Source organism: Actinokineospora pegani (assembly GCF_009745975.1).
GTDB classification, from domain to species: domain Bacteria; phylum Actinomycetota; class Actinomycetes; order Mycobacteriales; family Pseudonocardiaceae; genus Actinokineospora; species Actinokineospora pegani.
This window is the reverse complement of record NZ_WHOL01000098.1, coordinates 175,269-199,602: the sequence shown is the minus strand read 5'-3', so window position 1 is coordinate 199,602 and position 24,334 is coordinate 175,269. Positions and strand designations below refer to the sequence as shown.

Here is a 24,334-nt window from a genome sequence, read left to right as displayed (position 1 = left end):
GCATGCCAGACCGCCTGTCCGCCCTCGACGCGTCGTTCCTCTACCTGGAGGACCCCGTCACGCCGATGCACGTTGGCGGCGTCTCGGTCTTCCGCAGGCCGCGCGCGGGCTTCGCCTACCCGCAACTGGTCTCGCTCATCGAGCAGCGGCTGCCCCTGGTGCCCCGGTACCGGCAGAAGGTCGCCGAGGTCCCCGGCCACTTGGCCCGCCCGGTCTGGGTGGACGACCCGCACTTCGACATCGCCTACCACGTCCGGCGCTCCGCGCTGCCCCGCCCGGGCAGCGACGAGCAGCTCTTCGACCTGGTCGGGCGGCTGATGGCGCGGCCGCTGGACCAGAACCGGCCGCTGTGGGAGACGTACCTGGTCGAGGGGCTCGCGGGCGGCCACGTCGCCCTGATCACCAAGAGCCACCAGGCCCTGGTCGACGGGGTCCGCACGATCGACTTCGGCCAGGTCATCCTGGACTCGGCGCCGCACGAGCCGCAGGAGCCCGCGGAGGAGCCGTGGCTGCCGCGCCGCGCGCCCGGCCCGACCCGGCTGCTGCTGGACGCGGTCTCGGAGACCGTGCTGCGGCCGCGGGAGATGGTCGAGAACGTGCGCTCGGCGGTCACCGACGTCATGGCCACCACGCAGAAGGTCGCCGGGGTCGTCGAGACCGTGGTGTCGGCGATCGGCATTGCCGCCCGCCCGGCCCCCGCCGGGCCGCTCAACGCCGCCGTCGGCAAGTCCAGGCTGTTCGCCGTGGCCCGCGCCAAGCTCGACGACCTGCGCGACGTGCGGGCGCTGCACGGCGGCACGGTCAACGACGTCATCCTCACCGTCATCTCCGGCGCCCTGCGCTCGTGGCTGCTCTCGCGCGGGGAGCAGATCACCTCCTCGACGCTGGTCCGGGCGCTGGTGCCGATGGCCGTGCACGACGACGTCACCGACGGGACCGTGCCGGGCATGCTCGGCAACCAGGTCACCCCGCACCTGGTCGACCTGCCCGTCGGCGAGCCCAACCCGTTCGTGCGGCTGCACCACGTCAGCCACGCGCTGCGCGCGCACAACGACTCGGTCCGCTCGGTGGCGGCCTCGGCGCTGCTGCGCGTCGGCGGGTTCGCCCCGCCGACGCTGCACTCGCTGGGCGCGCGGGCGGCCGCGTCGATCTCCCAGCGCATCTTCAACCTGGTCGTCACCAACGTCCCCGGCCCGCAGATCCCGCTCTACGCGGGCACCGCGCGCATGACCGAGATGTTCCCGGTCATGCCGCTGAGCCGGAACCAGGCGCTGGCCATCGGGGTCACCTCCTACGACGGCGGGGTGTACTTCGGCCTGACCGGCGACCGCAGCGCGATGTCCGACGTGGACGTGCTGGCCAGGATGCTGGAAGAGTCCGTCGAGGAACTGCTGACCACGACAAGAGCCTGACTGAGAGCGTGATGTTGTGAGGGTCTACCTGCCCGCGACGGTGTCGATGCTGCGCACCCTGAGCGCTTCGGGCGAACTGGCCGCCATCAGCGGGACGGCGTTCGCGCTGACCCCCGCCCTGCGCGAGTCCTACGCGACCGGCGGCGACGAGGAGTTGGAGTACGCGGCGATGAACGACGCCGCGCGCGCCTCGCTGCGGCTGTTGCGCACCGAGGCCGACACCGACCCGGAGACGCTGATGCGGCGCGCGGTGGTCTCCGCCGACGTCGACGGGGCGCAGCTCCGGCCGGACCTCGACCACTCGGTGGTCCGGCTGGCCGGGCCGGTGCCGCTCAAGGCCGTCGCCGCCATCCACTTCGACACCGCCGAGGCCGAGGACGCCGTGCGCGCCGCCGCGGCCGTCGTCGACGCCGCCGACCTGGGCGACCCGGACGCCGAGTTCACCCTCGGCGACGCCGAGGACCACGAGCTGGCCTGGTACGCCGTGCAGGAGCTGCCGTTCCTGCTGGAGCTGCTCTAACCCGGACCTGCCCTGTGGATGGATTCCCGCAGATGTCGTCGCGCCGTGCCAACATGGTTGTCACAGCGGGTCACAAACCCGGGAGTCCGAGCCGAAGCAGGGAGGCGAGCCAGCCGATGGACGCCGTCACCTCCGTCCCCGCCCCGACCAACGAGCCGATCCGCGGCTACGCGCCCGGCAGCGCCGAGCGGGAGTCGCTGGCGCGCCGGATCGCCGAGCTGGAGGGCGAGCGGGCCGAGCTGACCATGACCATCGGCGGCAGGCAGCGGATGGCGGGCGGCGCGCGCGTCGAGGTGGTCCAGCCGCACGACCACGCGCACGTGCTCGGCGACACGGCCCAGGCCACCACCCAGGACGTGGCCGACGCGGTGGCCGCGGCCAAGGCCGCGGCGCCGGGTTGGCGGGAGCTGCCGTTCGACGAGCGCGCCGCCGTGCTGCTGCGCGCCGCCGACCTGCTGGCCGGGCCGTGGCGCGACACGCTCAACGCGGCCACGGTCCTGGGCCAGTCCAAGTCCGCCCAGCAGGCGGAGATCGACTCGGCCTGCGAGCTGATCGACTTCTGGCGCTACAACGTGTCCTTCGCCCGCGGCATCGCCGAGGAGCAGCCGGTGTCCTCGCCCGGGGTCTGGAACCGCACCGACCACCGCCCGCTCGACGGTTTCGTCACCGCGGTCACCCCGTTCAACTTCACCGCCATCGCGGGCAACCTGCCGACCGCGCCCGCCCTGATGGGCAACACCGTGGTGTGGAAGCCCTCGCCGACCCAGCAGCTCGCCGCCCACCACACCCTGCGCCTGCTCGAGGCCGCGGGCCTGCCGCCCGGCGTGATCAACATGGTCACCGGCGACGGCGCGGCGGTCTCCGAGGTGGCCCTCGCCGACCCCGACTTCGCAGGCCTGCACTTCACCGGCTCCACCCGCACCTTCAAGTCCCTCTGGCGCCGCATCGGCGACAACCTCGACACCTACCGCTCGTACCCGCGCATCGTCGGCGAGACCGGCGGCAAGGACTTCATCCTCGCCCACCCCTCCGCCGACCCGGCCGCCCTGCTCACCGCCCTGGTCCGCGGCGCCTTCGAGTACCAGGGCCAGAAGTGCTCCGCGGCCTCGCGCGCCTACGTCCCCCGCTCCCTCTGGGACAACGGCCTGCGCGAGGCCCTGGCCGACACCACCGCCTCCCTCACCTTCGGCGACGTCACCGACTTCACCCACTTCGGCGGCGCCGTGATCGACGCCCGGGCCTTCACCAAGCACCGCGAGGCCCTGGCCGCCGCCAACACCAACCCCACCATCGAAACCCTCGCAGGCGGCACCACAGACGACTCCACCGGCTACTTCGTCGCCCCCACCGTCCTGGTCGGCTCCGACCCCCTCCAGCCCCCCTTCACCACCGAGTACTTCGGCCCCATCCTCGCCGTCCACCCCTACGAGGACGCCACCTACGACGACATCCTCACCCTCGTGGACACCTCAACCCCCTACGCCCTCACCGGCGCCCTCTTCGCCACCGACCGCACAGCCATCACCAAGGCCCACACCACCCTCCGCTTCGCCGCGGGCAACTTCTACATCAACGACAAACCCACCGGCGCCGTAGTAGGCCAACAACCCTTCGGCGGCAGCCGAGCCTCCGGCACCAACGACAAGGCAGGCAGCCCAGCCAACCTCCAGAGGTGGACAAGCCCCCGCTCCATCAAGGAAACCTTCGTCCCCCACACCACCCACACCTACCCCCACATGACCTGACGCTCCCCCCAAGAGCACTTTCACTCGCCCCCAGAGCACCTTCGCCCCTAACCCCAGCAGCCCTCACGCCCAACCCTCGCCAACACCCCCGCCCTCCCACCCACATTTCCATCGCCTTTCCCCACAGCACCAAGACAACCAAACCCGGCGGCCCTGTCAGTCCCTGGCCCAGAGGACAGGCCCCCCAGCCCCCACCAGGACCCCGTCCCACCACAACAGGCCCCCGGAACACGCAGATCCCCCCAACAGACCACAACAGACAAACAGGCCCCGCCGCGAAGCGACGGGGCCTGTCCACTCAAGATCCGCTGACCTCAGCCGGGTCCGGAGCCTCCACCTTGACCGGCTTTCCCCAGTCCGTGTAGTCCAGCTGGACCTTGCTCTCGCCCACGCCCGGCACCGGAACCGTGGTCACGCTGCGGATAAAAAGGCTGTCGCCGTTGACCCAGATCTCCATGGGGTACTCGGTGATGCCCGCGTCGGTGAGGGTCTTCTTGGTCGCGTCGTCGTAGCCCGACTTCTCGTCGAGCTTGGCCACGTCGACCTGGATCGTGTAGTGGGTGACGTCCTGGCCGTCGAGGGTGGTCTTCTCCTGATCGATGAGCTCACCCGCGTTCAGGATGTTCTTGAGCTGCTCACGCGGGTCGGTGTTCTTCATCTGGTCCAGGGTGCTGCCGAACGACTCGGCGCCGGGGGTGTCGGCGGTGACCTTCATCCACGGCTTGTCGCCGCCGAGACCCAGGCCCGGCGGGACCTTGAGGTAGAAGACCTGGTCGACCAGGACCATGGTCATCTCGCCCACCGGCGTGGTCGTGGTGAACGACATCGAGGTCTGCTCGCCCGCGAAGCTGATGTCGCCTGCGCCCTCCGTCGTCAGCGGGCCACCGGCGGTGGTCATCTCGACGTGGACGCCCTGGGCGTCGACGCTGTTGTCGGCGACGGCCTCGGCGAGCGCCTTGAGGCTGCCGATGCCGCCCGCGGAGCCCTGCTCGCTCGCGGCGGGGGCGCCCGTGGGGACCGGAGCCCCGGGCGTCGTCGATCCGCACCCCGCCAGCGCGAGTGCGGACAGCAGCGCGCCCGCCACAGTCAGCCTGGTCTTACCCATGATGAAACCCCTAAGCCTTGCCGGAACTCTTGAATGACACAGTAGACGCGCCAACCGACAGTTCGGTTTCTCCCAACACAAATCTGGCGACGACGAACACAGTCCGCGGGTCAGTCGAGCGGTCGCAGCACGCGCTCGAGCCAGTCCGACACCGCGCGCCCGAGGCCCTCCGGGTCCATGTCCAGCGAGTGGTCCCCCGCCAGCGACACGACTTCCCGCCGCGGTCCCGCCGTCGGCTGGCCGAAGGGGTCCGCGCGGCCCTGCACCACGAGTGCGGGCACGGTGACGGCGTCGAGCTCCGGCAGCCGCGACTTGTCCGGCTTGCCCGGCGGGTGCACGGGGAACGCCAGGCACAGCACCCCCGCGGCCTCCCCCGCAGCGGCCGTCCGGCACGCCACGCGCGCCCCCGACGACCGGCCCCCGAACAGCAGCGGCAACCCGTCGAACCAGCGTCGCCCCAGGTCGGCGGCCACGGCGAGCCAGCACGCGTCCAGTTGCCCGGCAGGCGCGGGAGCGCGCCGACCCGCCACCCGGTAGGGCTGCTCGACCAGCGCGACGTGCACCCCGACCGCGATCGCGGCCCTGGTCGCGGCCACCAGGTCCGGGGCGCCGGTGCCACCGCCCGCCCCGTGCCCGAGCAGCAGCGCGGCCCTGGGCTCCTCCGCGCAGTGCAGCTCGGCCCTGGCCGGGCCGTGCGGGGTGTCGACGGTCGTGGCGCTCACGCGGGGAACAGCCCCGGGTCGCCTGCGTCCGCCCCGGCCCGCCGGGTCAGCTCGGCGGAGTTGTTGCGCACGCTGTTGACCAGGGGCGAGACCGGGCGGATCTCCAACGCCCCGACCAGGTCGGCGCTGGGCGGGGCCAGCAGCTCCGAGACCTCCGACCGGTCCGGGTCCAGCCAGCCGTCCCAGTGCTCGCGCGGCATCAGCAGCGGCATCCGGTCGTGGATGTCGGCCAGCGGGCCCACCGCCGCGGTGGTCAGCACCGCGCAGGTGATGAGCACCGGGGCGTCCGGGTCGGCCTTGTCCCGCCAAGTCGTCCACAGCCCGGCCATGGCCAGGCTGCGGTCGTCCGGCCCGGTGGTGAAGAACGGCTGCTTGGCCGACCCGTCCCGGCGCCACTCGTACCAGCCGTCGGCGGGCAGCAGGCAGCGGCGGGTGGCCAGCGACTTCTTGAACGCGGGCTTGTCCGCCGCGGTCTCCGACCGAGCGTTGATCATCTTGGCGCCGCCCGCGGCGTCCTTGGCCCAGTGCGGCACCAGGCCCCACTTCATGATCCGCAGGCTGCGCTCGGTGGTGCCGGGGTCGACCTCGCCGTCGGCGCCGCGGGGGTGGCGCCGCACCACGGTGACGACCTGCTTGGTCGGCGCGACGTTGTAGTCCGGGCCGCGCTCGGGCTGCTCGGTGGCGTCGACGGCGTCGAACTCGGCCGCCAGGGTCGCCGGGTCCTTCGAGACCGCGTACCTGCCGCACACGGGCGGTCCTCCATCCAGGGCTGCTTCAGTGGCTTGGGGATCGTGGCACGCGCCGCGACACCGGGCGAGCCGGTCCCCGGGGAGCAGCACCGGTAGGAGAGGATGAGAGCCATGTCGCAGCCCTGGACCGCCCCGACCGCGCCCGCGCCGGTTCGGGCCACCGTCACCGTCCCCGGCTCCAAGTCGATCACCAACCGCGCGCTGGTCCTGGCCGCGCTCGCCGGGGCCCCGGCGACGGTGACCGGCGCCGTCCCCGGCCGCGACGCCGACCTGATGGTCGCCGCGCTCGGCGCGCTCGGGGTGCCGGTCGAGGCCGACTGCGCGACCGTCCGGGTCGGCGCGCACACCGGGCTGACCGGTCCGGCGGCTGTCGACTGCGGCCTGGCGGGCACGGTCATGCGGTTCGTGCCGCCACTGGCCGTGCTGGCCGACGGCGTGGTCGAGTTCGACGGCGACCCCCGCGCCCGCGAGCGGCCGATGGGCACGGTCCTCAACGCCCTGCGCGCCCTCGGCGCCGACATCGACGGTGACAGCCTGCCCTTCACCATCCGGGGCACCGGGTCGCTGCGCGGTGGCGCGGTCACCATCGACGCCTCGGCCTCGTCGCAGTTCGTCTCCGGTCTGCTGCTCTCCGGCGCCGCCTACGAGCAGGGCCTGACCATCAACCACGACGGCAAGCCCGTTCCGTCGCTGCCGCACATCGACATGACCGTGCAGATGCTGCGCGAGGCGGGCGTCGACGTCGACGACAGCGAGCCCAACACCTGGCGGGTGGCCCCCGGGCCGATCGGCGCCGTGGACTGGGCCGTCGAGCCCGACCTGTCCAACGCGACCCCGTTCCTGGCCGCGGCCGCCGTCACCGGCGGTGCGGTCACCGTCACCGGCTGGCCCGCGGCGACCACCCAGCCCGGCGACGAGATCCGCGCCATCCTCGAGCTCATGGGCGCCGAGGTGGAGCTGGCAGGGGGCAGGCTGACGGTGCGCGGCCCGCGGGCGCTGCGCGGCATCGACTTCGACCTGCACGACGTCGGCGAGCTGACCCCGACCGTGGCCGCGCTGGCCGCCCTGGCCGAGGGGCCGTCGGTGCTGCGCGGCATCGCCCACCTGCGCGGGCACGAGACCGACCGGCTGGCCGCGCTGGTCGCCGAGGTCAACGGCCTCGGCGGCGACGCGGAGGAGACCGACGACGGCCTGGTCATCCGCCCCCGGCCGCTGCGCGGCGGCCCGTGGCGGGCCTACGCCGACCACCGGATGGCGACCGCGGGCGCGATCGTCGGCCTGGTCGTGCCCGGGGTCGAGGTGGACGACATCGGCACCACCGCCAAGACGATGCCCGACTTCCCGGCCATGTGGGCGGACATGCTCGGCTTCAGGAACTCCACAGACTCCACGGCGGGCGGGGTCTGAGGTGACCCGGCGCGGCGACTGGAGCCAGCTCGACGAGTCCGACGTGCGGGTGCGCCCGGGCAAGGGGACGCGTCCGCGCAGCAAGCGCCGCCCCGAGCACGCCGACGCCGTGGCCGCGATGGTCGTCGGCAAGGACCGCGGCCGCTGGACCTGCGCCGTCGACGGCGACGCGGACCGGTTGCTGATCGCCATGCGCGCCCGCGAGCTGGGCCGCACCCCGGTCGTCATCGGCGACCACGTCGACGTCGTCGGCGACACCTCCGGCGAGGTCGACACCCTGGCCCGCATCGTCCGCGTCTCCGACCGCACCAGCGTGCTGCGCCGCACCGCCGACGACACCGACGCCTTCGAGCGCGTGGTCGTCGCCAACGCCGCCCGCCTGCTGATCGTCTGCTCCCTGTCCGACCCGCCACCGCGCACCGGCTTCATCGACCGCTGCCTGGTCGCGGCGTTCGCGGGCGGCCTGCAACCCACCCTCTGCCTGACCAAGGCCGACCTGGCCGACCCCGCCGACCTGCTGGCCAAGTACGCCGAGCTGGACCTGCCGGTGGTCATCACCCGGCACGACGAGGAGCCCGCCGAGCTGCGCGCCCTGATCACCGACGAGGTCTCGGCCATGGTCGGCCACTCCGGCGTCGGCAAGTCCACCCTGGTCAACCGCCTCGTCCCCAGCGCCCTGCGGGCCACCGGCGTGGTCAGCGCCATCGGCAAGGGTCGCCACACCTCCACCTCCGCCGTGGCCCTGCCCCTCCCCAGCGGCGGCTGGATCGTCGACACCCCCGGCATCCGCTCGTTCGGCCTGGCCCACATCGAGCCCAAGGACATCGTCGCCGCCTTCGAGGAGTTCGTCGCCCCCGCCGAGGAGTGCCCCCCCGGCTGCGGCCACCTGGGCAACCCCGCCGACCTCGGCTGCGTCTTCGACGACGTGGTCGAGCGGGGTGAGGCCACCCCCGGCCGCCTCACCTCTCTCAGAAGACTCCTGGCCTCCAAGGCGGGCGTGGACGAAACCGCCCCCCAGGACTAGCAACACCCCACACCCCACACCCCACCCAAGTCTCCCAGCGCCCGACCTACGGAACGGCTGGATCGGGTGGTTCTGTGTGGTTGGGGGAGGCGATCATGTGCAAGCCTCGGGAGGGCGTGAGGGTGCCCTTCCCCTCACTTTTTGCCCTCACGCACATGATCGTCGTAGGGGCCCCGGCCACACAGAACCACCCGATCCGGCACCCCCACAGCCCCACGCTCTAAACCGCGATCGAAGCAACCACACCCCGGGTCAACCCAACAAGATCACCTGGAGCCAGCTCGACCTCCAACCCCCGCCGCCCACCCGAGCAGAAAACCGTCGAGAACCCCAACGCCGACTCATCCACCACTGTCCTCAACAGCCTCTTCTGCCCCAACGGCGAGATACCCCCCGCCACATACCCCGTCGCCCGCTCAGCAGCCGCCACCTCAGCCATCCGCCCCTTCTTGCCGCCCACAGCCGCGGCCAACGCCTTCAGGTCCAACTGCGCCGACACCGGCACCACCCCCACCACCAACACCCCGTCCACATCAGCCAGCAGCGTCTTGAACACCCGAGCAGGCTCAACCCCCATGGCCTCAGCGGCCTCCAGCCCGTAGGACTCAGCCCGCGGGTCGTGCTCGTAGGTGTGCACCGAATGGGTGACTTCGCGCTTGGCGAGCAGCGCCGTCGCCGGGGTTCCACGTCCTGCCACGGGGTGGGAGACTAGCGCGGAATGCCGGGACCACCCAGCGTGTTGAACTAGCTGTGCAGACCGAGCTGATCAAGGAGAGCAGGCGGCCAAGCTCACGCTCCGGGCCAGGCAGGCGCGACAGCGGCCGAGTAGGCTCGTCTGTGTCGTACGCGCACTTGGGCAAGGGTGCGCGAGCCGGAGAGGCGACTGAAGGGAGTCGGGTGCCCCGCACCGAGACCCAATCCGCCACCGAGCCGCAGGAGACGCCGCAGGAGCGCGCTGAGCGGTTCGAGCGCGACGCGATGCCGCTGCTCGACCAGCTCTACTCCGCCGCGCTGCGGATGACGCGGAACCCGGCCGACGCCGAGGACCTGGTGCAGGAGACCTACCTGAAGGCGTACGCCGCCTTCGCGTCGTTCTCCAAGGGCACCAACCTCAAGGCGTGGATGTACCGCATCCTCACCAACACCTACATCAACGGCTACCGCAAGCGGCAGCGCCAGCCGGTGCAGGCGCCCACCGAGGAGATCACCGACTGGCAGCTCGCCAAGGCCGAGAACCACACCTCGACCGGGCTGCGCTCGGCCGAGATGGAGGCCATGGACCTGCTGCCCGACGACGACGTCAAGCAGGCGCTGCAGCAGCTCCCCGAGGAGTTCCGGCTGGCCGTCTACCTCGCCGACGTCGAGGGGTTCGCCTACAAGGAGATCGCCGAGATCATGGGCACCCCGATCGGCACCGTGATGTCCCGGCTGCACCGGGGACGCCGCCAGCTCCGCGACCTGCTCTCAGGCGTGGCGAGGGAGCGGGGGTTCGCGCGGTCCGGGGAGGTGGCGGGCGCATGACGGACTGCGACAACCACGAGACGGACTGCTCCGACGTGCTCTCCGAGGTCTGGCTGTTCCTCGACCAGGAGTGCGACGTCGCCCGGCGCGACCTGCTCGCCCGCCACCTCGACGAGTGCAGCCCGTGCCTGGAGCAGTACGGCATCGAGGAGCACCTCAAGATCCTGCTGGCCCGCAAGTGCGGCGGCGACCAGGCCCCGGACGAGTTCCGCGCCAGGTTGCGCGCCTCGATCCGCAAGACGGTGATCGACCACGGCGGCGGACCAGCCGGCCTGCGGGCCGACGCCGAGGAGTAGAGAAGGCCCCCGAGCAGGTGCTCGGGGGCCTTCTCGCGTCTGAGCGTCGGACTCAGGCGTTGGGGCGCTTACCGTGGTTGGCGCCGCCCTTCTTGCGGTCGCGACGCTTGCGGGCGCGCTTCGACATGGTGCCTCCTTGGCTTTCGGGGTGCCGCGGGTCGCCGGGACACGACCCGGCCCCGCGTGGCTGCTGACGATTTTGCCACGGCGGCGCCACCGGCTCCGGGCGGGCTCCACGACGGGCTGCCCGTGGTTGGATTGCCACCGCGAGCAACACCCGCTGAGCACACCCCCGGGAGGGACCGGACATGGGCCACGAGATCCGTGCCGAGATGGTCGCCAACGTGATGAGCGTCGTCGCCCACGAGGGCCAGGCCATCGCCGAAGGCGACACGATCGTCGTCCTGGAATCGATGAAGATGGAGATCCCCGTCCTCGCCGAGGGCGACGGCCACCTGTCCAAGGTGGCGGTCACCGCGGGCGACGTCGTCCAGGAGGACGACCTCATCGCCCTGGTGGAGTAGACCCGCTCGCCCGGAGACCCCCACGCGGATCGGAGCACCGTGTCCACGCTGTCAGACCTGCTCGCCGAGCACACCGACCTGCCGGGCGCGGCCGTCGACCACCTGCAACTGGTGGTCGCGGAGTGGCAGCTCCTGTCCGACCTGTCCTTCGCGGACTTCCTGCTCTGGGTCCGGGTGGGCGAGGACGACGCCGCGGACGGCGACCAGTACGTCTGCGTCGCCCAGGCCCGGCCGACCACCGCCCCGACCGCCCACCCCGAGGACGTGGTGGGCAGCCGCACCGACGCGGGGGACAACCCGCAGTTGCGCCGGGCGGAGGTGGAGCGGCGCATCTGCCGCGAGGAGGACCCGCGCTGGTACCTGGGGGTGCCGGTGCGCCGCGAGGCGGTGCCGGTCAGCCACGGCGGCAAGATCGTGGCCATCCTGTCCAAGGAGACCAACCTCGCCGTCCCGCGCGTGCCCAGCGGCCTGGAGATCGCCTACCTCGGGATCGCGGGCGACCTGTGCCACATGGTCGGCGACGGCACCTTCCCGACCGCGGAGCCCTCGCCGGACGTGCACACCAGCCCGCGCGTCGGCGACGGCCTGATCCGCCTCGACCCGTCCGGGGCGGTGGTGTTCGCCAGCCCCAACGCGCTCTCGGCCTACCACCGGATGGGGCACGCCTCCGACCTGGTCGGGGTGCGGCTGGCCCCGCTGACCCGGTCGCTGATCTCCGACCCGTTCGACGCCACCGAGGTGGCCCAGCGCATCCTGATGGCCCTCGACGGCCAGCCCAGCATGCGCACCGAGGCCGAGTCCCGGCGCGGCGCCGCCGTGCTGTTCCGCGCCCTGCCGCTGCGCCCCGGCGGCCACCCGGCTGGCGCGCTGGTCCTGTGCCGCGACGTCACCGAGGTCCGCCGCCGCGACCGGGCGCTGATGTCGAAGGACGCGACGATCCGGGAGATCCACCACCGGGTCAAGAACAACCTGCAGACCGTCGCGGCCCTGCTGCGCCTGCAGTCGCGGCGCACCAGCAGCCCCGAGGCGCGCGAGGCGCTGGCCGAGTCGGTGCGCCGGGTGGCCGCGATCGCGATGGTGCACGAGACGCTGTCGACCTCGGTCGACGAGCGGGTCGACCTGGACGAGCTGATCGACAAGGTCATCCCGGTCATCGGCGACGTCGCCGCCCCGGAGAGCCACGTCAAGGTGAGCAAGAGCGGCCAGTTCGGCGTGGTGGCCGCCGAGGTCGCCACCCCGCTGGTGATGGTGCTGACCGAGCTCATCCAGAACGCCGTCGAGCACGCCTACCCGCCGGGCAACTCCGGGCAGATCGTCCTCACCGCCACCCGCTCGGCCCGCTGGCTCGACGTCGTGGTCGCCGACGACGGCCGGGGCCTGCCGCCCGGCTTCTCGCTGGAGCGGGCCAACGGCCTGGGACTGCAGATCGTCCGCACGCTGATGGAATCGGAGTTGCGCGGGACGTTGTCGTTGACGCGCCGTGAGCGCTCCGGCACCGAGGCGGTGCTGCGCGTGCCGCTCACCAACCGGCGGGGATGAACTCCCGCGCCCGTGGTGATCTGCGCGTTATCGGGGAGAACAATGTCCGAAAAAGACGAGAAGGCTGGTTGTCGGCAACCGACAACCAGCCTTCTCGGCGTTTTGGTTCAGAGGCTTTTCAGGCGTTGCTGCGTGCCCGGGTCCGAGCGTTGCGGCGCTTCAGCGCACGACGCTCGTCCTCGCTCATCCCGCCCCAAACGCCAGCGTCCTGGCCGCTCTCAAGCGCCCAAGACAGGCAGGCGGAGGCGACGGGGCAACGGTGGCAAACGGCCTTCGCCTCAGCGACCTGCAGAACCGCAGGACCGCTCGTCCCCACGGGGAAGAACAGTTCAGGGTCCTCGTCACGGCAGGCCGCGCGGTGGCGCCAGTCCATTTCTACGTGCTCCTCGCTCATAGGCGCGCTATGGCGTGCCTGTAGTCGTCATCCGGTCGTCGGGGTGCTTGTGAATGCTTTCACGAACTCGGCGGATGTCAAGTGCTCTTCCGAGCCCGGTGAGTGAACTCACCCGAAAGATCCACGTCAGCGGCTTGGGGCGACCGTGAGCAACGATTTGATCACGGGCGTAACGCGACCGGGCACCCCGGACGGGGTATCAAACGGTCGAGTGTGTTCGGTTGTTCCGCAGTTGGGGACTTACCCCGTCCTCCGCGCGGCTAAACGACGACCGCCAGCGCGTCCGCGACCGAGGTGAACCCCACCCGCGTGCACTCGCCGAGCAGGTCCCCGTCGCACTGCACGCGCACCGGCTCCTTGGCCGTCACCACCAGGCCCGGGATGTCGTCGCGGCGCACCAGCCTGCGCCCGTGCTGGCGGTCCTTCTCGCTCATGGCCCGCTGGAACGCGCCGAGCACGGTGGGCACCGACATCGACCGCAGCGCGAACAGGCCGAGGCCGCCCTCGAACGTGCAGCCGGGGTTGAGGTGGATCGGGCGGGCGTTGAGGTAGGTCCACGGGTCGGTGTTCGACACGAACGCCAGCCGCAGCCCCTCGATCGGGGACTCGCCGGGCAGGTGCAGCGCCAGCTCGGGCCGCGGCCTGCCCGGGCGGACGTACCTGGCCAGCGCCGACCGCGCGTACAGCGACGTCGTCGCCTTCTTGCCGCGCTTGCGGGCCACCCGTTCGACCACGTCGGCGTCCCAGCCCACGCCCGCGTTGAAGGTGAACCACCTCGGCGTCGCGCCCGAGCTGGTCTCGACCCGGCCGAGCCCGACCCGGCGCGTCCGGTTCCTGGCGATGGCGCGCAGCAGCACGTGCGTGGCCTCCACCGGGTTGCGCGGCAGGCCGAGCGCGCGGGCGAAGACGTTGGCCGACCCGCCGGGGACGACCCCGAGCGCGGGCAGGTCCGGCCGCGGACCGTGCGCCAGCAAGCCGTTGACGACCTCGTTGACCGTGCCGTCGCCACCGTGCGCGACCACCAGGTCCGCGCCGTCGACCGCGGCCTGGGCCGCGGCGGCCTGCGCGTGGCCCCGGTAGTCGGTCTCGACCACGTCGAGCTTCACCGCGCTGGCCAGCGCGTGCGCCAGCACGTCGCGACCACCGGGGGTGGTGGCGGTCGCCTTCGGGTTCACCACGAGCACTGCGCGCATTACCGCAGGGTAAGCCAGCGTCTGACCGGGTCCACCCGCCACCGGGTGAACCGGTCCGCGGGGCCGTCGCTGCCCGTGACCGGGTTCGGTACCTGCCGAGCCGCCGCTCCCTCCGCTGTAGCGGCCTCCCGATCCGACGAGTGCACCCAGACGACCGTCTGCTCATCGACCCGCGAGGCGTTGCACCCAAGATCTTGCCTGCTCGGTCCGCTCAGCACGACCGGCCGTACGAGTGGCATACGATCGGCGGTGTACACGCACCGTCATCGACATCAAATCGTGCGCGGGTGACAAGCCCGCCCCCGACCGTTTAGAGGCAACCGTGCGACTCACCGCCGACACCCCCCGGACCGTGCTCGGCGCGGGGGTGTTGATCTCGCTGCAGGGCCTCGTGGCGCTGGTCTTCACGGTGGCCCTGGTCGTCCAGGCGATCGCGGGCGGCTCCCCGCAGAGCACCCGGGCGGTGCTGGGCGAGGTCGTGTACTTCATCGTGGTCACCGCGGGCGTGCTGGCCTGCGGGGTCGGCTTGATCCTCGGGAAGACCTGGTCGCGCGGCCCCTCGATCGTGGTGCAGGTGCTGCTGCTGGGCGCGGCCTGGTACGCCATCGGCCCCTCGAGCAGGCCCGAGATCGGCGCCCCGGTCGCGGTTGTCTGCCTGGTCGCACTGGTGCTGCTGTTCCGCTCGAGCACCACCCGCTGGGCGCAGGGCGACGCCCAGGAGTGAGGCGTCTCGACTGGCGGACCGCGAGGCAGTCCGGGATTGACCGCCGGTCGTGGCTGCTCACCGAGGCCGCGCGGCCTGATCACCCGCTCTGGCCGTCCTCGGCGAGGGCGGCCAGAGCGCCGTCGGTGAGGCGCCGCACGGTCCACTCGTCCATCGGCAGGGCGCCGATCGAGCGGTAGAAGCCGATCGCGGGCTCGTTCCAGTCGAGCACCGTCCACTCCAACCGCTGGTAGCCGCGCGCCACGCACTCCTGGGCCAACGCCGTCAACAGCGCCTTGCCGAGCCCCTGGCCCCGCTGGGCGGGCTGGACGTAGAGGTCCTCCAGGTAGATCCCGTGCACCCCGCGCCAGGTGGAGAAGTTCAAGAACCACAGCGCGCACCCCACCACCTCCCCACCGACCTCGGCGACGTGGCCGAACAGGGCGGGCCGGTCGCCGAACAGGGCGGCCCGCAACTGCTCGGCGGTCAGGTGGCACTCGTGCACGGCCTTCTCGTACTCGGCCAACTCGTAGACCAGTCCGACCATGGAGTCCACATCAGACTCCCGTGCGCGCCGAACTCTCGTGTCGGTCATCGGTCCCCTCCTAGTCCACGATCACGTTGAGCCGCTTGACCTGCGGTTCGCCCCGCTCGTCGCCGAGGACGACGACACCGCCCGGGTCGAGTGCGAAGTGGACACCGCGGGCGGCGGGCTGCCCCAGCCACACGGCGGTCAGGACGCGGCTGAAGTGCCCGTGCCCCACCAGGACCACGTCGGTCCCCGCCCGCCGCGCCTTGGCGAGGACGCGCCGCGCCCGCTCGGTCACCTGGTCCGCGGTCTCCCCACCGGGACACGGGTGCGACCACACCGTCCACCCCGCCACCGTCTCCCGGATCTCCGGCGTCGTGAGCCCCTCGTAGTCCCCGTAATCCCACTCCCCGAGGTCCTCGGTCGTCTCGTCGACGGTCAGCCCCGCCAACTCCGCGGTCCGCCCCGCCCGCTGCCGCGGACTGGAGATGACGTGGACGGGGGAGTCGCCGAGAAGACCCCGCAGCACCTCGCCCGCCTTGCGCGCGCGGGCCTCGCCCGCCTCGGTCAGGGGGATGTCGGTGCGCCCGGTGTGCTGCCCCGACTCCGACCACTCGGTCTGGCCGTGGCGCAGCAGGTAGACGGTGGTGTCGCTCATGGTCCTCGAGCCTAGTTGCGGTGCCCGCGATTGCTTGCGCACTGCCCTTACCCGCGAGTAACTTCACCCCTGTGCCCCAGACCACGCCCGCCGCCACCCTGACCTACCGCGCCTGGCAGCGGGTGTCGAAGCTCCCCCTGGGCCCCCGTCTCTTCTCCGCCGCCGCGGTCCTGCGCGTCCCGTACTTCGGCACCGTCCTGCCGACCGTCGAGGAGATGCGCCCCGGCCTCGCCCGCGTGCGCGCCCCCAAGTGGTGGGGCGTGCACAACCACATCGGCACCTTCCACGCCATCGCCGTGTGCAACATGGCCGAGATCGCCATGGGCATGCTCGCCGAGGCCACCGTGCCCACCACGCACCGCTGGATCCCAGCGGGCATGACAGTCGCCTACACGGCCAAGGCCACCACCAGCCTCACCGCCGTGGCCACCGCCGCCGTCCCCGACTTCGGCCCAACCCCCTTCGACCACGCCGTCGCGGTCTCCGTCCGCGACCGCGCGGACAAGGAGGTCGCCACCGCCACCATCACGATCCGCGTCTCACCGACCACTTAGGTCATCCACCGACGCGGTCGGACAACTCCGGCGACGACGAGCGGCGCTGACCAACGGGTGGTGAACCCGCTGGTCAGCGCCGCTGTCAACGCCGTGGCGTCAGGCCTTCTTGGTCTCCCAGAAGATCTTGTCGATCTCGGCGATCAGGTCCAGCAGGGCCTGGCCGGTGGCGGGGTCCATGGAGCCCTTGGTGCCGGAGGCGCCCGCGGCCTTGGTGGCGCGGTTGAACAGGTCGTGCAGGTCGGGGTACTTCTCGAAGTGCGGGGGCTTGAAGTAGTCCGTCCACAGGACCCAGAGGTGGTGCTTGACCAGTTCGCTGCGCTGCTCGGCGATGAGGATGGCGCGGGTGCGGAACTCGGGGTCCTCGTTGTCCTGGTACTTCTGCTGGACGGCCTTCACGGATTCGGCCTCGATGCGGGCCTGGGCCGGGTCGTACACGCCGCACGGCAGGTCGCAGTGGGCTGTCGCCTCCAGGCGCGGGGTGCGGAAACGCGACAGGAGTCGCATTGGTCCTCCAGGGTATTGCGGGGATGCTCCGACGAAATCGACCCTACTCCGGGGGCGGGGTCCGGGCAGGTGGAGGTCGAGGTGAAGATCACCGCAGAACGGAGGTGCGGACGTGGTGATGGGGTGGGCGCCGGTGCGGCGGGTGACGGTGCGCGGGCCATCGATGGCGCCGACGCTGGCCGATGGGGACCTCGTGCTGGCGGTGCGGCTGCCGGTGCGGGTGGGGCACGTCGTGCTGGTGAGCTGGGAGAGCAGGCCGGGGCAGCTGTCGGTCAAGCGGGCGGTGCGGGCGGTGGGGGACCGGTGGCACGTCGAGGGGGACTTCGCCGAGGTCTCGACGGACTCGCGGGTGCTCGGGCCCGCCACGGTGCACGCCGTGATCACCCGCAGGCTGCGCCCGGGGCGCACCCGGCTCAGGCGGACCTGAGCTTGTCGTACCAGGCCAGGCAGTCGGTGTAGCGGGGCAGCAGGCCCGAGGCGGCCGCCTCGGCCAGGGACGGGGCTGAGGCGTCCTTTTCAGACAGCAGCGGCTCGAAGCCGTCGACGCCCTGGCCCCAGGGCAGCGCCAGCTCCTGGTCCATCGGGTCGATGCCGTGCTCGGCGCCCGGGTTGTAGCCGGTGGAGCACAGGTAGGAGATGACGGTGTCGTCCTCGAGGGCGACGAAGCCGTGGCCGACGCCCTCGGGCACGTAGACGCCGCGGAAGTCGACCGGGTCCAGCCGCACGCAGTCCCACTGGCCGAAGGTGGGGGAGCCGACCCGGATGTCGACGACGAAGTCGAGCAGCGCCCCCTGCGGGCAGTAGACGTACTTGGCCTGGCCGGGGGGCACGTCGGCGAAGTGCAGGCCGCGGACCGAGCCCCGGCGGGACGTGCTGTGGTTGGACTGCGCCACCGTCAGCGGGTGTCCCACGGCCTTGGTGAACGCCTCGCCCTGGAACGGGGAGACGAACACGCCCCGCGAGTCCGGGAAGGTGCGGGGGGTGAACTCGAAGGCGCCGGGGACGGTGAGCTCTCGTGCCTGCATGGGTGGACAGCTTAATCGCCCGCTCCCCGCGAGACGTCGCTCACCTCGCCCCGCGCGCGGCGTGCCCGCCCTGTGGTGGGCGCGTGCCGAAAACACCTGCTGGACATGCCACGCGATCAACAAACCGGACAGACGTCTTGGGAAACCTGGTCTGACCTGCGGAAAATGCCCGAACCAATGTGACCCCCGCCGCAGACACCGCGCCCGCGCTGCTGCCAGACTGGTCCGACCGCAGCGTCCGCGGCCACCGCCCCCGCACCCCGGGGCGGCGGTCGAACCATCCGGGACGACGGCCCGCTCACCGGGTCGAGGACCGGAGACACCCCCGCGCCGGCCAGGCGCGCTCCGTGCAGCAGCGCCGTTGAGCAGCGCACCCAGGAGGGACGCCGAGATGACCGCCGTGAATGAAGAGGCCACCGTGACCGAGCCGACCGACACCCCCATCAGCGATGAGGAGATCTTCACCGCGCACGAGGGCGGCAAGCTCGGGGTGAGCGTGACCAAGCCGCTGACCGACCCGCGCGCGCTGTCCATCGCGTACACGCCGGGTGTGGCCAAGGTCAGCCTGGCGATCGCCGCGGACAAGGCGCTGGCCAAGCGCTACACGTGGACCTCGCGGCTGGTGGCGGTGGTGTCCGACGGGACCGCGGTGCTCGGCCTCGGCGACATCGGCGCCGCGGCGTCGCTGCCGGTCATGGAGGGCAAGGCGGCGCTGTTCAAGACCTTCGGCGGCCTGGACTCCATCCCGCTGGTGCTGGAGACCACGAACGTCGACGAGATCATCGAGACCCTGGTGCGGCTGCGCCCGTCGTTCGGCGCGGTCAACCTCGAGGACATCTCCGCCCCGCGCTGCTTCGAGCTCGAGGAGCGGCTGATCGAGGCGCTGGACATCCCGGTCTTCCACGACGACCAGCACGGCACCGCCATCGTGCTGCTGGCCGCGCTGCGCAACGCCAACAAGGTCCTGGGCAAGGACATCGGCGAGCAGCGCGTGGTCATCGCGGGCGCGGGCGCGGCGGGCATCGCCTGCGCGAAGATCCTGCTGGCCGCGGGCATCGGCGACGTGACCCTGCTGGACTCGCGCGGGATCATCTTCCCCGGCCGCGACGGGCTCAACCCGATCAAGGAGCGGATGGCCGAGGTGACCAACAAGGCCAACCTGCGCGGTGGGCCGGTCGAGGCCATGAAGGGCGCCGACGTGTTCGTCGGCCTGTCCGCGGGCACCGTGCCGGAGGAGGTCGTGGCCACCATGGCCGACGACGCCATCGTGTTCGCGCTGTCCAACCCCACCCCGGAGATTCACCCGGACGTGGCGCGCAAGCACGCCGCGATCGTGGCCACCGGCCGCAGCGACTTCCCGAACCAGATCAACAACGTGCTGGCCTTCCCCGGCATCTTCCGCGGCGCGCTGGACGCGGGCGCCCGCCGGATCACCGAGCGGATGAAGCTGGCCGCCGCCGACGCCATCGCCGCCGTCGCCGAGGACGAGCTGGGTCCGGACAAGATCGTGCCGAGCGCGCTGGACCCGCGCGTGGCCCCCGAGGTCGCCGCGGCGGTGGCTCGGGCGGCGAAGGAGGACGGGGTAGCCTGACCCCCATGCGGGATGCTCGGCAGCGGTGCCCCACCCGCTCACACGAGGGTGGAGGGTTGCGCCGTGGCCGAGCACAGCGTCCGCGGGAACCAGCTCAGTGCTGTCCGCGCGGCCCTGGGCAACAGTCGATTTCCCCCAACTGACCTGGTAGAACCGGGCGTGGCCAACTTCGCGGACGATCCAGCGGGCGAGCGGGATCTGCTGCTCGAGGCGCAGCGCATCGCCAGCATGGGTAGCTGGATGGTGGAGGTCGGCACCGGTCGCGCGTACCTGTCCGACGGCCTGCGGGTGCTCTGCTCGATCCCCCGCGACATCACGGTGTCGGTCGAGGACCTGGTGGCCCTGGTCCACCCGGACGACATGGTCGCCATCGGCGAGTTCCGGGACCGCCTGCACAGCGAGTCCGTCCTGGTCGAGCTGGACGTGCACGACCAGACCGGGGACCGGGCGTTCCTGGTGCGCGCCCGCGCCGAGCTGGACGAGTCGGGCGGGCTGCGCGCGGTGCACGGCACCGTCCAGGACGTCACCAAGATCCGCGCCCTGGAGCGCCAGCTCAGCCAGGACGGGCGGCTGTTCCGCGAGACCCAGCGGGTGGCGCGGATGGGCACCTGGGAGTGGGACACCGAGACCGACGAGTGCCTGTGGTCGTCGATGCTCTACGAGCTGGCGGGCATCGAACCCGGCACCAAGATCACCTACCAGGACTACCTGCGGATCGTGCACCCCGACGACCGGGCGTGGGTGGACCAGCGCTGGCGCGAGCTGGCGGCCACCCGCGTCCCGGTCGAGTGCGAGCACCGGGTGGTGCGCCCCGACGGCAAGCGCCGGGTGTTCCGGGTGCGCGGCGAGGCGGCCGACTCCGAGCGGTCGGCGATGATCGGGACCTGCCAGGACGTCACCGAGCAGCGCTCCACCGAGACCAGGATGCAGCGCTCGTCGAAGCGGTTCACCGACCTGGTGGCGATCACGCCGGTCGGCATCGCCCTGTTCGACGACGCCGAGCGGGTGGTCGACGCCAACGACGCGCTGTGCTCGCTGCTGGGCATGGACCTGGACAAGCTGCGCGGGATGACCGCCGACCAGATCACCCACCCCGACGACCGGGCCAACCGGCGCGGCCGGGCCGGGGCCGCCTTCCACGGCGGGCAGCGGGTGCTGGTCACCGCCGCGGGCAAGCCGGTGTACTGCGAGCTCAACGCCACCGTGTCGGTCACCGACGAGGGGCGCCGGTTCTGGCTGGTGGTCTTCGCCGACGTCACCGACCGCCGCCGCCACGCCGAGCGGCTGCGCCACCAGGCCACCCACGACGAGCTGACCGGCCTGCCCGGCCGCGCCGCGGTCAAGGAGCTGCTGGCCTCGCTGCTCGGCGGCCGCGACTACGAGCGCATCGCCCTGCTGTTCTGCGACGTCGACAACTTCAAGCGGGTCAACGACTCCCTGGGCCACGACGTGGGCGACGAGCTGATCACCGCGCTGGCCAGGCGGCTGGAGCGCGGCCTGCCGCCATCGTGCACGGTCGCGCGGATGTCGGGCGACGAGTACGTGGTCATCTGCGCCGACGTCGACGAGGCGGGCGGGGTCGAGGTGCTGGCCAACCAGGTCGCCTCGCTGCTGCGCACGGCCGTCCCGGTCCGCGGCCAGCTCCTGCGCGTCTCGGCCTCGATCGGCGCCGCGGTGCCGAGCGGCCCGGAGACCACCGGCGCCGACCTGCTGCGCTACGCCGACGCGGCCATGTTCACGGCCAAGGCGCGCGGCACCGGCCGGGTGTCGCTGGCCTCCGACGCGCTCATCGCCTCGGCCAACAGCCAGATGCTGCTCGAGGGCCAGCTCCGCGAGGCCATCGCCAACGACCAGCTCGTGCTGCACTACCAGCCGGTCGTCGGCCCGGACGGCACGGTGCTCTCCGCCGAGGCCCTGGTCCGCTGGCCGCACCCCGAGCGCGGCCTGCTGATGCCCGGCGAGTTCCTGCCCGTGGCCGAGCAGGGCGACCTGCAGGGCGACCTGGACCGGTGGGTGCTGCGCACCGCGCTGACCGAGGCCGCCGAGTGGCCGCAGCTCAGCGGGGGCGTGCTCGGCGGCGGGGTCGCCATCGCGGTGAACCTGGCGGGCCTGGTGCCCGGCGACCCGGAGTTCGTCGACACCGTCGCCGCCGTCGTCGCCGAGACCGGCATCGCCTGGGACCGGGTGATCCTGGAGCTGGTCGAGACCAGCCTGATCGACCTGCCCTCGCGCAGCCGCGAGGCCATGGCGGAACTCGTCGAGCGCGGCGTCCGCTTCGCCGTCGACGACTTCGGCACCGGCTACTCCTCACTGGCGCGGCTCAAGGAGCTGCCCGCCCAGATCATCAAGATCGACCGCCGGTTCGTCTCCGGCGTGGCCACGGACGCCTCCGACTTCGCCGTGGCCCGCGCCCTGGTGGACATGGCGCGGGCGATGGGGCGCAGTTGCGTGGCCGAGGGCGTGGAGAACGCCACCCAGTTCCACGTGCTGCGCGGTGTTGGCGTGGACGCCTACCAGGGCTGGCTGCTGTCCAGGCCGATCCCGGCCCGCGACTTCCGCGAGGTCCTCAAGCTGGGCCCCGTGCACATCCCAAGCGGCGCCTGACCGCCGTTCCCCGGGCTGGTCGTGCGCGGCGCTTCCACACGGACCGCCTGCCCCAGCTCGTGGGGTGGGACCTGTGGATGGCTCGCGAGTTGTCCACAGACAAGATCGACTTCGCGGGCTCTTTCGCGTGAAGGCGGTAGGATGGACCGTGGGACGCCCCCAGTGGAGTGGTGGGGTTTGGTCTCGCGCGCGAGGGCGGTCGCGAACAAGGCGGAGCTGTGGCCCACGTGGTGTGAAGTACCTCCACTCAAGGACATCCGCGCTCACCACGCCCCACCCAACAAGCCCTGTCATCCCTGGGGCCTCGACCCAGTCCTGGCCGCTTGTAGCCACACACTCCGCAGCCCCGCGGGACAGGCCCCACCCAGCACACGCAGGCCCCAGGTCACCCCGAGGCGTCCAGTACCGCCCGGAGCCGGTGCAACGGCAGATCGATCAAACGGACCTCAAGATCGCCCAGGTCCGGAGCGGCAGCCTCAACCCGGGCCTTGGCCTCGCGCTTGGTCAGACCCGGCGTCGCGCGGATCAACGCCTCCCGCCACACGTTGGCGAGCTTGCCGTGGGCGAGGTCGAGCAGTGTGCGGCGGACCGGGGTCGGCTCGCCGGGGGTGGTCGTGACCGGGGTGGCCAGGACGACGGCGTGCTTGCCGTCGGCGAGGCTGCGGTGGAAGGCGATGTCGTACTTGCCCGCGACCAGTGACTTGAGCGCTTGTTGGCCTGCCGCGTTGGTGATGTCCGGGTGGTTGTTCGGGACCAGGGCGCCCACGCGCGCGGACGGGCCCGCGACCAGGGTGCGCGCCAGCCAGGGGCCGGGGTCGCCCATCAGGTCGATCGCGACGGCGGTCCCCGACCGGATCGGCTCGCTCCACCCGGGACCGAGTTGGGTCGCGCCCTCGCCGGTGAGCCGCAGCAGTTCCGCCACCGCCTCGGGTGCGGTGCCGCCCGCCTCCAGCGACTGCGGGCCGTGCGTGTAGATGCCGATGCCCGCCTCTGCCAGCCGAGGTGAGCGCGAGGTGGGTTGCAGCACGTAGAGGTCGCTCGCGCTGCCCACCGCCTGCGCGCCGTGGTAGCGGTTGAAGTGCGGGAGCACGGCCTCGAAGACCAGGCCCAGGTCGAGGACCTCGCGCTGGGTCTTCAAGCCGAGCGCCGGGTTCCGCGCGCTGTAGCCGTAGGCCACCAGCAGCCGCCCGTCCAATGACGACAACGCCTCGACACCGCGTGAGAGGAACAGGCGCATGCCCTCGGGGGTGTAGGGCGGGTCGGTGAAGACCAGGTCGGCCGAGCCGACGACCAGCGGCGGCAGCCCGAACCGGAAGTCCGCGTGCAGGCAGCGGATGTCGAGCCCCCGCTCCCGCGCCACGGAGTCCACATAGGACAGCAGTGACTCGTCGACGTCGACCACCGTGGCCCGCAGGCCGGGGCGCAGGGTGCACGCGGCGAGCGCGGTCAGGTCGTGGTCGCCGACGCAGACCAGGTGCGCCCCGTCGAGCCAGTACGTCTCGTCCAGCCACTCCGCGCGGCGCAGCGCCGTGGCCGCGTCGGCCTGCACGTGGTCGAGCGCGCGGCGGGCGGTCGGGACGTCGGCGACGTAGCTGGCGATCGCGGCGGCGGCCTCGCGGGCGGGGGGCGGCTCGGCCAGTTCCAGGAAGCGGTGCGCGGCCGACTCCGCCGACCGCCACGTCCCGCTCGCTGACACAACCTCGGCGCCGCAGGCGGCCAACAGCTCCTCGACGGTGCGCCGGGGCTGGGCCGAGGCGCGCACGAGGTCGTCGAACGGGACCGGGGTCGAGGCCAGTGCGGCCAGCAGCGCCCGCAACGGGCGCGAGTGCACGCCGCGCGTGCTGAGGAAATCGGTCAGTGCATCGCCCACAAGGAGGCAAGCGTACGGAAGTCGTCTCAGCGCGTTCGCCCGGATGGGACAACCCGCGCACGCGCCGTGGTCAGATAGTGGAATGCCCTGCCGGGCCCGCCCGATCAGGTTAAGGTCGGGCGATCCACGGCTGGCAAGGAGC

26 protein-coding genes are annotated in these 24,334 nt (G+C 72.1%); 14 read left to right on the top strand and 12 right to left on the bottom strand.

Annotated features, from left to right (window positions below):
* Positions 1-2: 2 nt before the first annotated feature.
* The 3 genes from GCL84_RS18235 (at position 3) to pruA (ending at position 3,677) form a co-directional block, all read left to right on the top strand.
* Positions 3-1,412 carry a WS/DGAT/MGAT family O-acyltransferase gene (locus tag GCL84_RS18235; RefSeq protein ID WP_156756690.1) on the top strand — a complete coding sequence of 470 codons (1,410 nt, stop codon included), beginning with the start codon at positions 3-5 and terminating at the stop codon, positions 1,410-1,412.
* A 16-nt stretch (positions 1,413-1,428) separates the two neighbouring features.
* On the top strand, positions 1,429-1,932 hold the full coding sequence (locus GCL84_RS18230) for a DUF6912 family protein (RefSeq protein WP_156756689.1): 504 nt from the start codon (positions 1,429-1,431) through the stop codon (positions 1,930-1,932).
* Between the two features lie 116 nt (positions 1,933-2,048).
* Positions 2,049-3,677 carry an L-glutamate gamma-semialdehyde dehydrogenase gene (gene pruA, locus GCL84_RS18225; protein WP_156756688.1) on the top strand — a complete coding sequence of 543 codons (1,629 nt, stop codon included), beginning with the start codon at positions 2,049-2,051 and terminating at the stop codon, positions 3,675-3,677.
* A gap of 298 nt (positions 3,678-3,975) precedes the next feature.
* On the opposite strand, the gene GCL84_RS18220 is transcribed toward pruA, so the two are convergent.
* From GCL84_RS18220 to GCL84_RS18210, 3 genes are all read right to left on the bottom strand, one after another.
* The gene (locus tag GCL84_RS18220; RefSeq protein WP_156756687.1) at positions 3,976-4,782 is read right to left on the bottom strand and encodes a LolA-like protein; all 807 of its coding nucleotides are present in this window, start codon (positions 4,780-4,782) and stop codon (positions 3,976-3,978) included.
* A 110-nt stretch (positions 4,783-4,892) separates the two neighbouring features.
* On the bottom strand, positions 4,893-5,504 hold the full coding sequence (locus tag GCL84_RS18215) for an alpha/beta hydrolase family protein (protein ID WP_156756686.1): 612 nt from the start codon (positions 5,502-5,504) through the stop codon (positions 4,893-4,895).
* Positions 5,501-6,253 (bottom strand): SOS response-associated peptidase, encoded by a 753-nt coding sequence (locus GCL84_RS18210; protein ID WP_156756685.1) that lies wholly within the window; start codon positions 6,251-6,253, stop codon positions 5,501-5,503. The genes GCL84_RS18215 and GCL84_RS18210 overlap by 4 nt, the downstream gene beginning before the upstream one ends.
* A 111-nt stretch (positions 6,254-6,364) precedes the next feature.
* On the opposite strand from GCL84_RS18210, the gene aroA reads away from it, so the two are divergent.
* Complete coding sequence (gene aroA / locus GCL84_RS18205; protein ID WP_156756684.1) at positions 6,365-7,660, top strand: 3-phosphoshikimate 1-carboxyvinyltransferase; 1,296 nt, start codon at positions 6,365-6,367, stop codon at positions 7,658-7,660.
* A gap of 1 nt (position 7,661) precedes the next feature.
* Entirely contained in the window at positions 7,662-8,684 is a 1,023-nt protein-coding gene (gene rsgA, locus GCL84_RS18200) for a ribosome small subunit-dependent GTPase A (protein ID WP_156756683.1), read from the top strand.
* Positions 8,685-8,904: 220 nt separating this feature from the next.
* Here the strand turns inward: rsgA and ybaK are convergent, their stop codons facing one another.
* Positions 8,905-9,381 (bottom strand): Cys-tRNA(Pro) deacylase, encoded by a 477-nt coding sequence (ybaK, locus tag GCL84_RS18195; RefSeq protein ID WP_156756682.1) that lies wholly within the window; start codon positions 9,379-9,381, stop codon positions 8,905-8,907.
* Between the two features lie 200 nt (positions 9,382-9,581).
* Between ybaK and GCL84_RS18190 the strand changes: the two genes are divergently transcribed.
* Together GCL84_RS18190 and rsrA are read left to right on the top strand one after the other, a co-directional pair.
* The gene (locus GCL84_RS18190; protein WP_156756681.1) at positions 9,582-10,205 is read left to right on the top strand and encodes a sigma-70 family RNA polymerase sigma factor; all 624 of its coding nucleotides are present in this window, start codon (positions 9,582-9,584) and stop codon (positions 10,203-10,205) included.
* On the top strand, positions 10,202-10,501 hold the full coding sequence (rsrA, locus tag GCL84_RS18185; protein WP_156756680.1) for a mycothiol system anti-sigma-R factor: 300 nt from the start codon (positions 10,202-10,204) through the stop codon (positions 10,499-10,501). Before GCL84_RS18190 ends, rsrA begins: the two co-directional genes overlap by 4 nt.
* Before the next feature lie 52 nt (positions 10,502-10,553).
* On the opposite strand, the gene GCL84_RS31010 is transcribed toward rsrA, so the two are convergent.
* Positions 10,554-10,628, bottom strand: coding sequence for a 50S ribosomal protein bL37 (locus GCL84_RS31010; RefSeq protein WP_096498094.1), 75 nt, complete (start codon positions 10,626-10,628; stop codon positions 10,554-10,556).
* 181 nt (positions 10,629-10,809) lie between these two features.
* Here GCL84_RS31010 and GCL84_RS18175 point away from each other — a divergent pair, with 181 nt between their 5' ends.
* On the top strand, positions 10,810-11,025 hold the full coding sequence (locus GCL84_RS18175; protein WP_156756679.1) for a biotin/lipoyl-binding carrier protein: 216 nt from the start codon (positions 10,810-10,812) through the stop codon (positions 11,023-11,025).
* A 39-nt stretch (positions 11,026-11,064) separates the two neighbouring features.
* Entirely contained in the window at positions 11,065-12,564 is a 1,500-nt protein-coding gene (locus GCL84_RS18170) for a sensor histidine kinase (RefSeq protein ID WP_156756678.1), read from the top strand.
* 118 nt (positions 12,565-12,682) lie between these two features.
* Here the strand turns inward: GCL84_RS18170 and GCL84_RS18165 are convergent, their stop codons facing one another.
* Complete coding sequence (locus GCL84_RS18165; protein ID WP_156756765.1) at positions 12,683-12,937, bottom strand: WhiB family transcriptional regulator; 255 nt, start codon at positions 12,935-12,937, stop codon at positions 12,683-12,685.
* Positions 12,938-13,218: 281 nt separating this feature from the next.
* Positions 13,219-14,151, bottom strand: a complete 933-nt coding sequence (locus GCL84_RS18160) for a diacylglycerol/lipid kinase family protein (RefSeq protein ID WP_156756677.1) — start codon at positions 14,149-14,151, stop codon at positions 13,219-13,221.
* Between the two features lie 322 nt (positions 14,152-14,473).
* Here GCL84_RS18160 and GCL84_RS18155 point away from each other — a divergent pair, with 322 nt between their 5' ends.
* On the top strand, positions 14,474-14,875 hold the full coding sequence (locus GCL84_RS18155) for a hypothetical protein (RefSeq protein WP_156756676.1): 402 nt from the start codon (positions 14,474-14,476) through the stop codon (positions 14,873-14,875).
* Between the two features lie 79 nt (positions 14,876-14,954).
* Here the strand turns inward: GCL84_RS18155 and GCL84_RS18150 are convergent, their stop codons facing one another.
* Positions 14,955-15,449 (bottom strand): GNAT family N-acetyltransferase, encoded by a 495-nt coding sequence (locus GCL84_RS18150; RefSeq protein ID WP_156756675.1) that lies wholly within the window; start codon positions 15,447-15,449, stop codon positions 14,955-14,957.
* 10 nt (positions 15,450-15,459) lie between these two features.
* Complete coding sequence (locus GCL84_RS18145; RefSeq protein WP_156756674.1) at positions 15,460-16,041, bottom strand: histidine phosphatase family protein; 582 nt, start codon at positions 16,039-16,041, stop codon at positions 15,460-15,462.
* Between the two features lie 71 nt (positions 16,042-16,112).
* Between GCL84_RS18145 and GCL84_RS18140 the strand changes: the two genes are divergently transcribed.
* Positions 16,113-16,595 carry a hotdog fold domain-containing protein gene (locus tag GCL84_RS18140; protein WP_156756673.1) on the top strand — a complete coding sequence of 161 codons (483 nt, stop codon included), beginning with the start codon at positions 16,113-16,115 and terminating at the stop codon, positions 16,593-16,595.
* 99 nt (positions 16,596-16,694) lie between these two features.
* Here GCL84_RS18140 and sodN read toward each other — a convergent pair whose 3' ends face one another.
* Positions 16,695-17,102, bottom strand: coding sequence for a superoxide dismutase, Ni (gene sodN, locus GCL84_RS18135; protein ID WP_156756672.1), 408 nt, complete (start codon positions 17,100-17,102; stop codon positions 16,695-16,697).
* A 118-nt stretch (positions 17,103-17,220) separates the two neighbouring features.
* Here sodN and GCL84_RS18130 point away from each other — a divergent pair, with 118 nt between their 5' ends.
* Positions 17,221-17,529 (top strand): S26 family signal peptidase, encoded by a 309-nt coding sequence (locus GCL84_RS18130; protein ID WP_156756764.1) that lies wholly within the window; start codon positions 17,221-17,223, stop codon positions 17,527-17,529.
* Here GCL84_RS18130 and GCL84_RS18125 read toward each other — a convergent pair.
* The gene (locus GCL84_RS18125; protein WP_156756671.1) at positions 17,516-18,127 is read right to left on the bottom strand and encodes a dTDP-4-dehydrorhamnose 3,5-epimerase family protein; all 612 of its coding nucleotides are present in this window, start codon (positions 18,125-18,127) and stop codon (positions 17,516-17,518) included. The two genes, GCL84_RS18130 and GCL84_RS18125, sit on opposite strands and share 14 nt — an antisense overlap.
* A 391-nt stretch (positions 18,128-18,518) precedes the next feature.
* On the opposite strand from GCL84_RS18125, the gene GCL84_RS18120 reads away from it, so the two are divergent.
* Together GCL84_RS18120 and GCL84_RS18115 are read left to right on the top strand one after the other, a co-directional pair.
* Positions 18,519-19,718, top strand: a complete 1,200-nt coding sequence (locus GCL84_RS18120) for an NAD(P)-dependent malic enzyme (RefSeq protein WP_197523334.1) — start codon at positions 18,519-18,521, stop codon at positions 19,716-19,718.
* 159 nt (positions 19,719-19,877) lie between these two features.
* Entirely contained in the window at positions 19,878-22,322 is a 2,445-nt protein-coding gene (locus GCL84_RS18115; protein WP_235926393.1) for a putative bifunctional diguanylate cyclase/phosphodiesterase, read from the top strand.
* Between the two features lie 385 nt (positions 22,323-22,707).
* On the opposite strand, the gene GCL84_RS18110 is transcribed toward GCL84_RS18115, so the two are convergent.
* Positions 22,708-24,192 (bottom strand): bis-aminopropyl spermidine synthase family protein, encoded by a 1,485-nt coding sequence (locus GCL84_RS18110; protein WP_156756670.1) that lies wholly within the window; start codon positions 24,190-24,192, stop codon positions 22,708-22,710.
* Between the last annotated feature and the right edge of the window lie 142 nt (positions 24,193-24,334).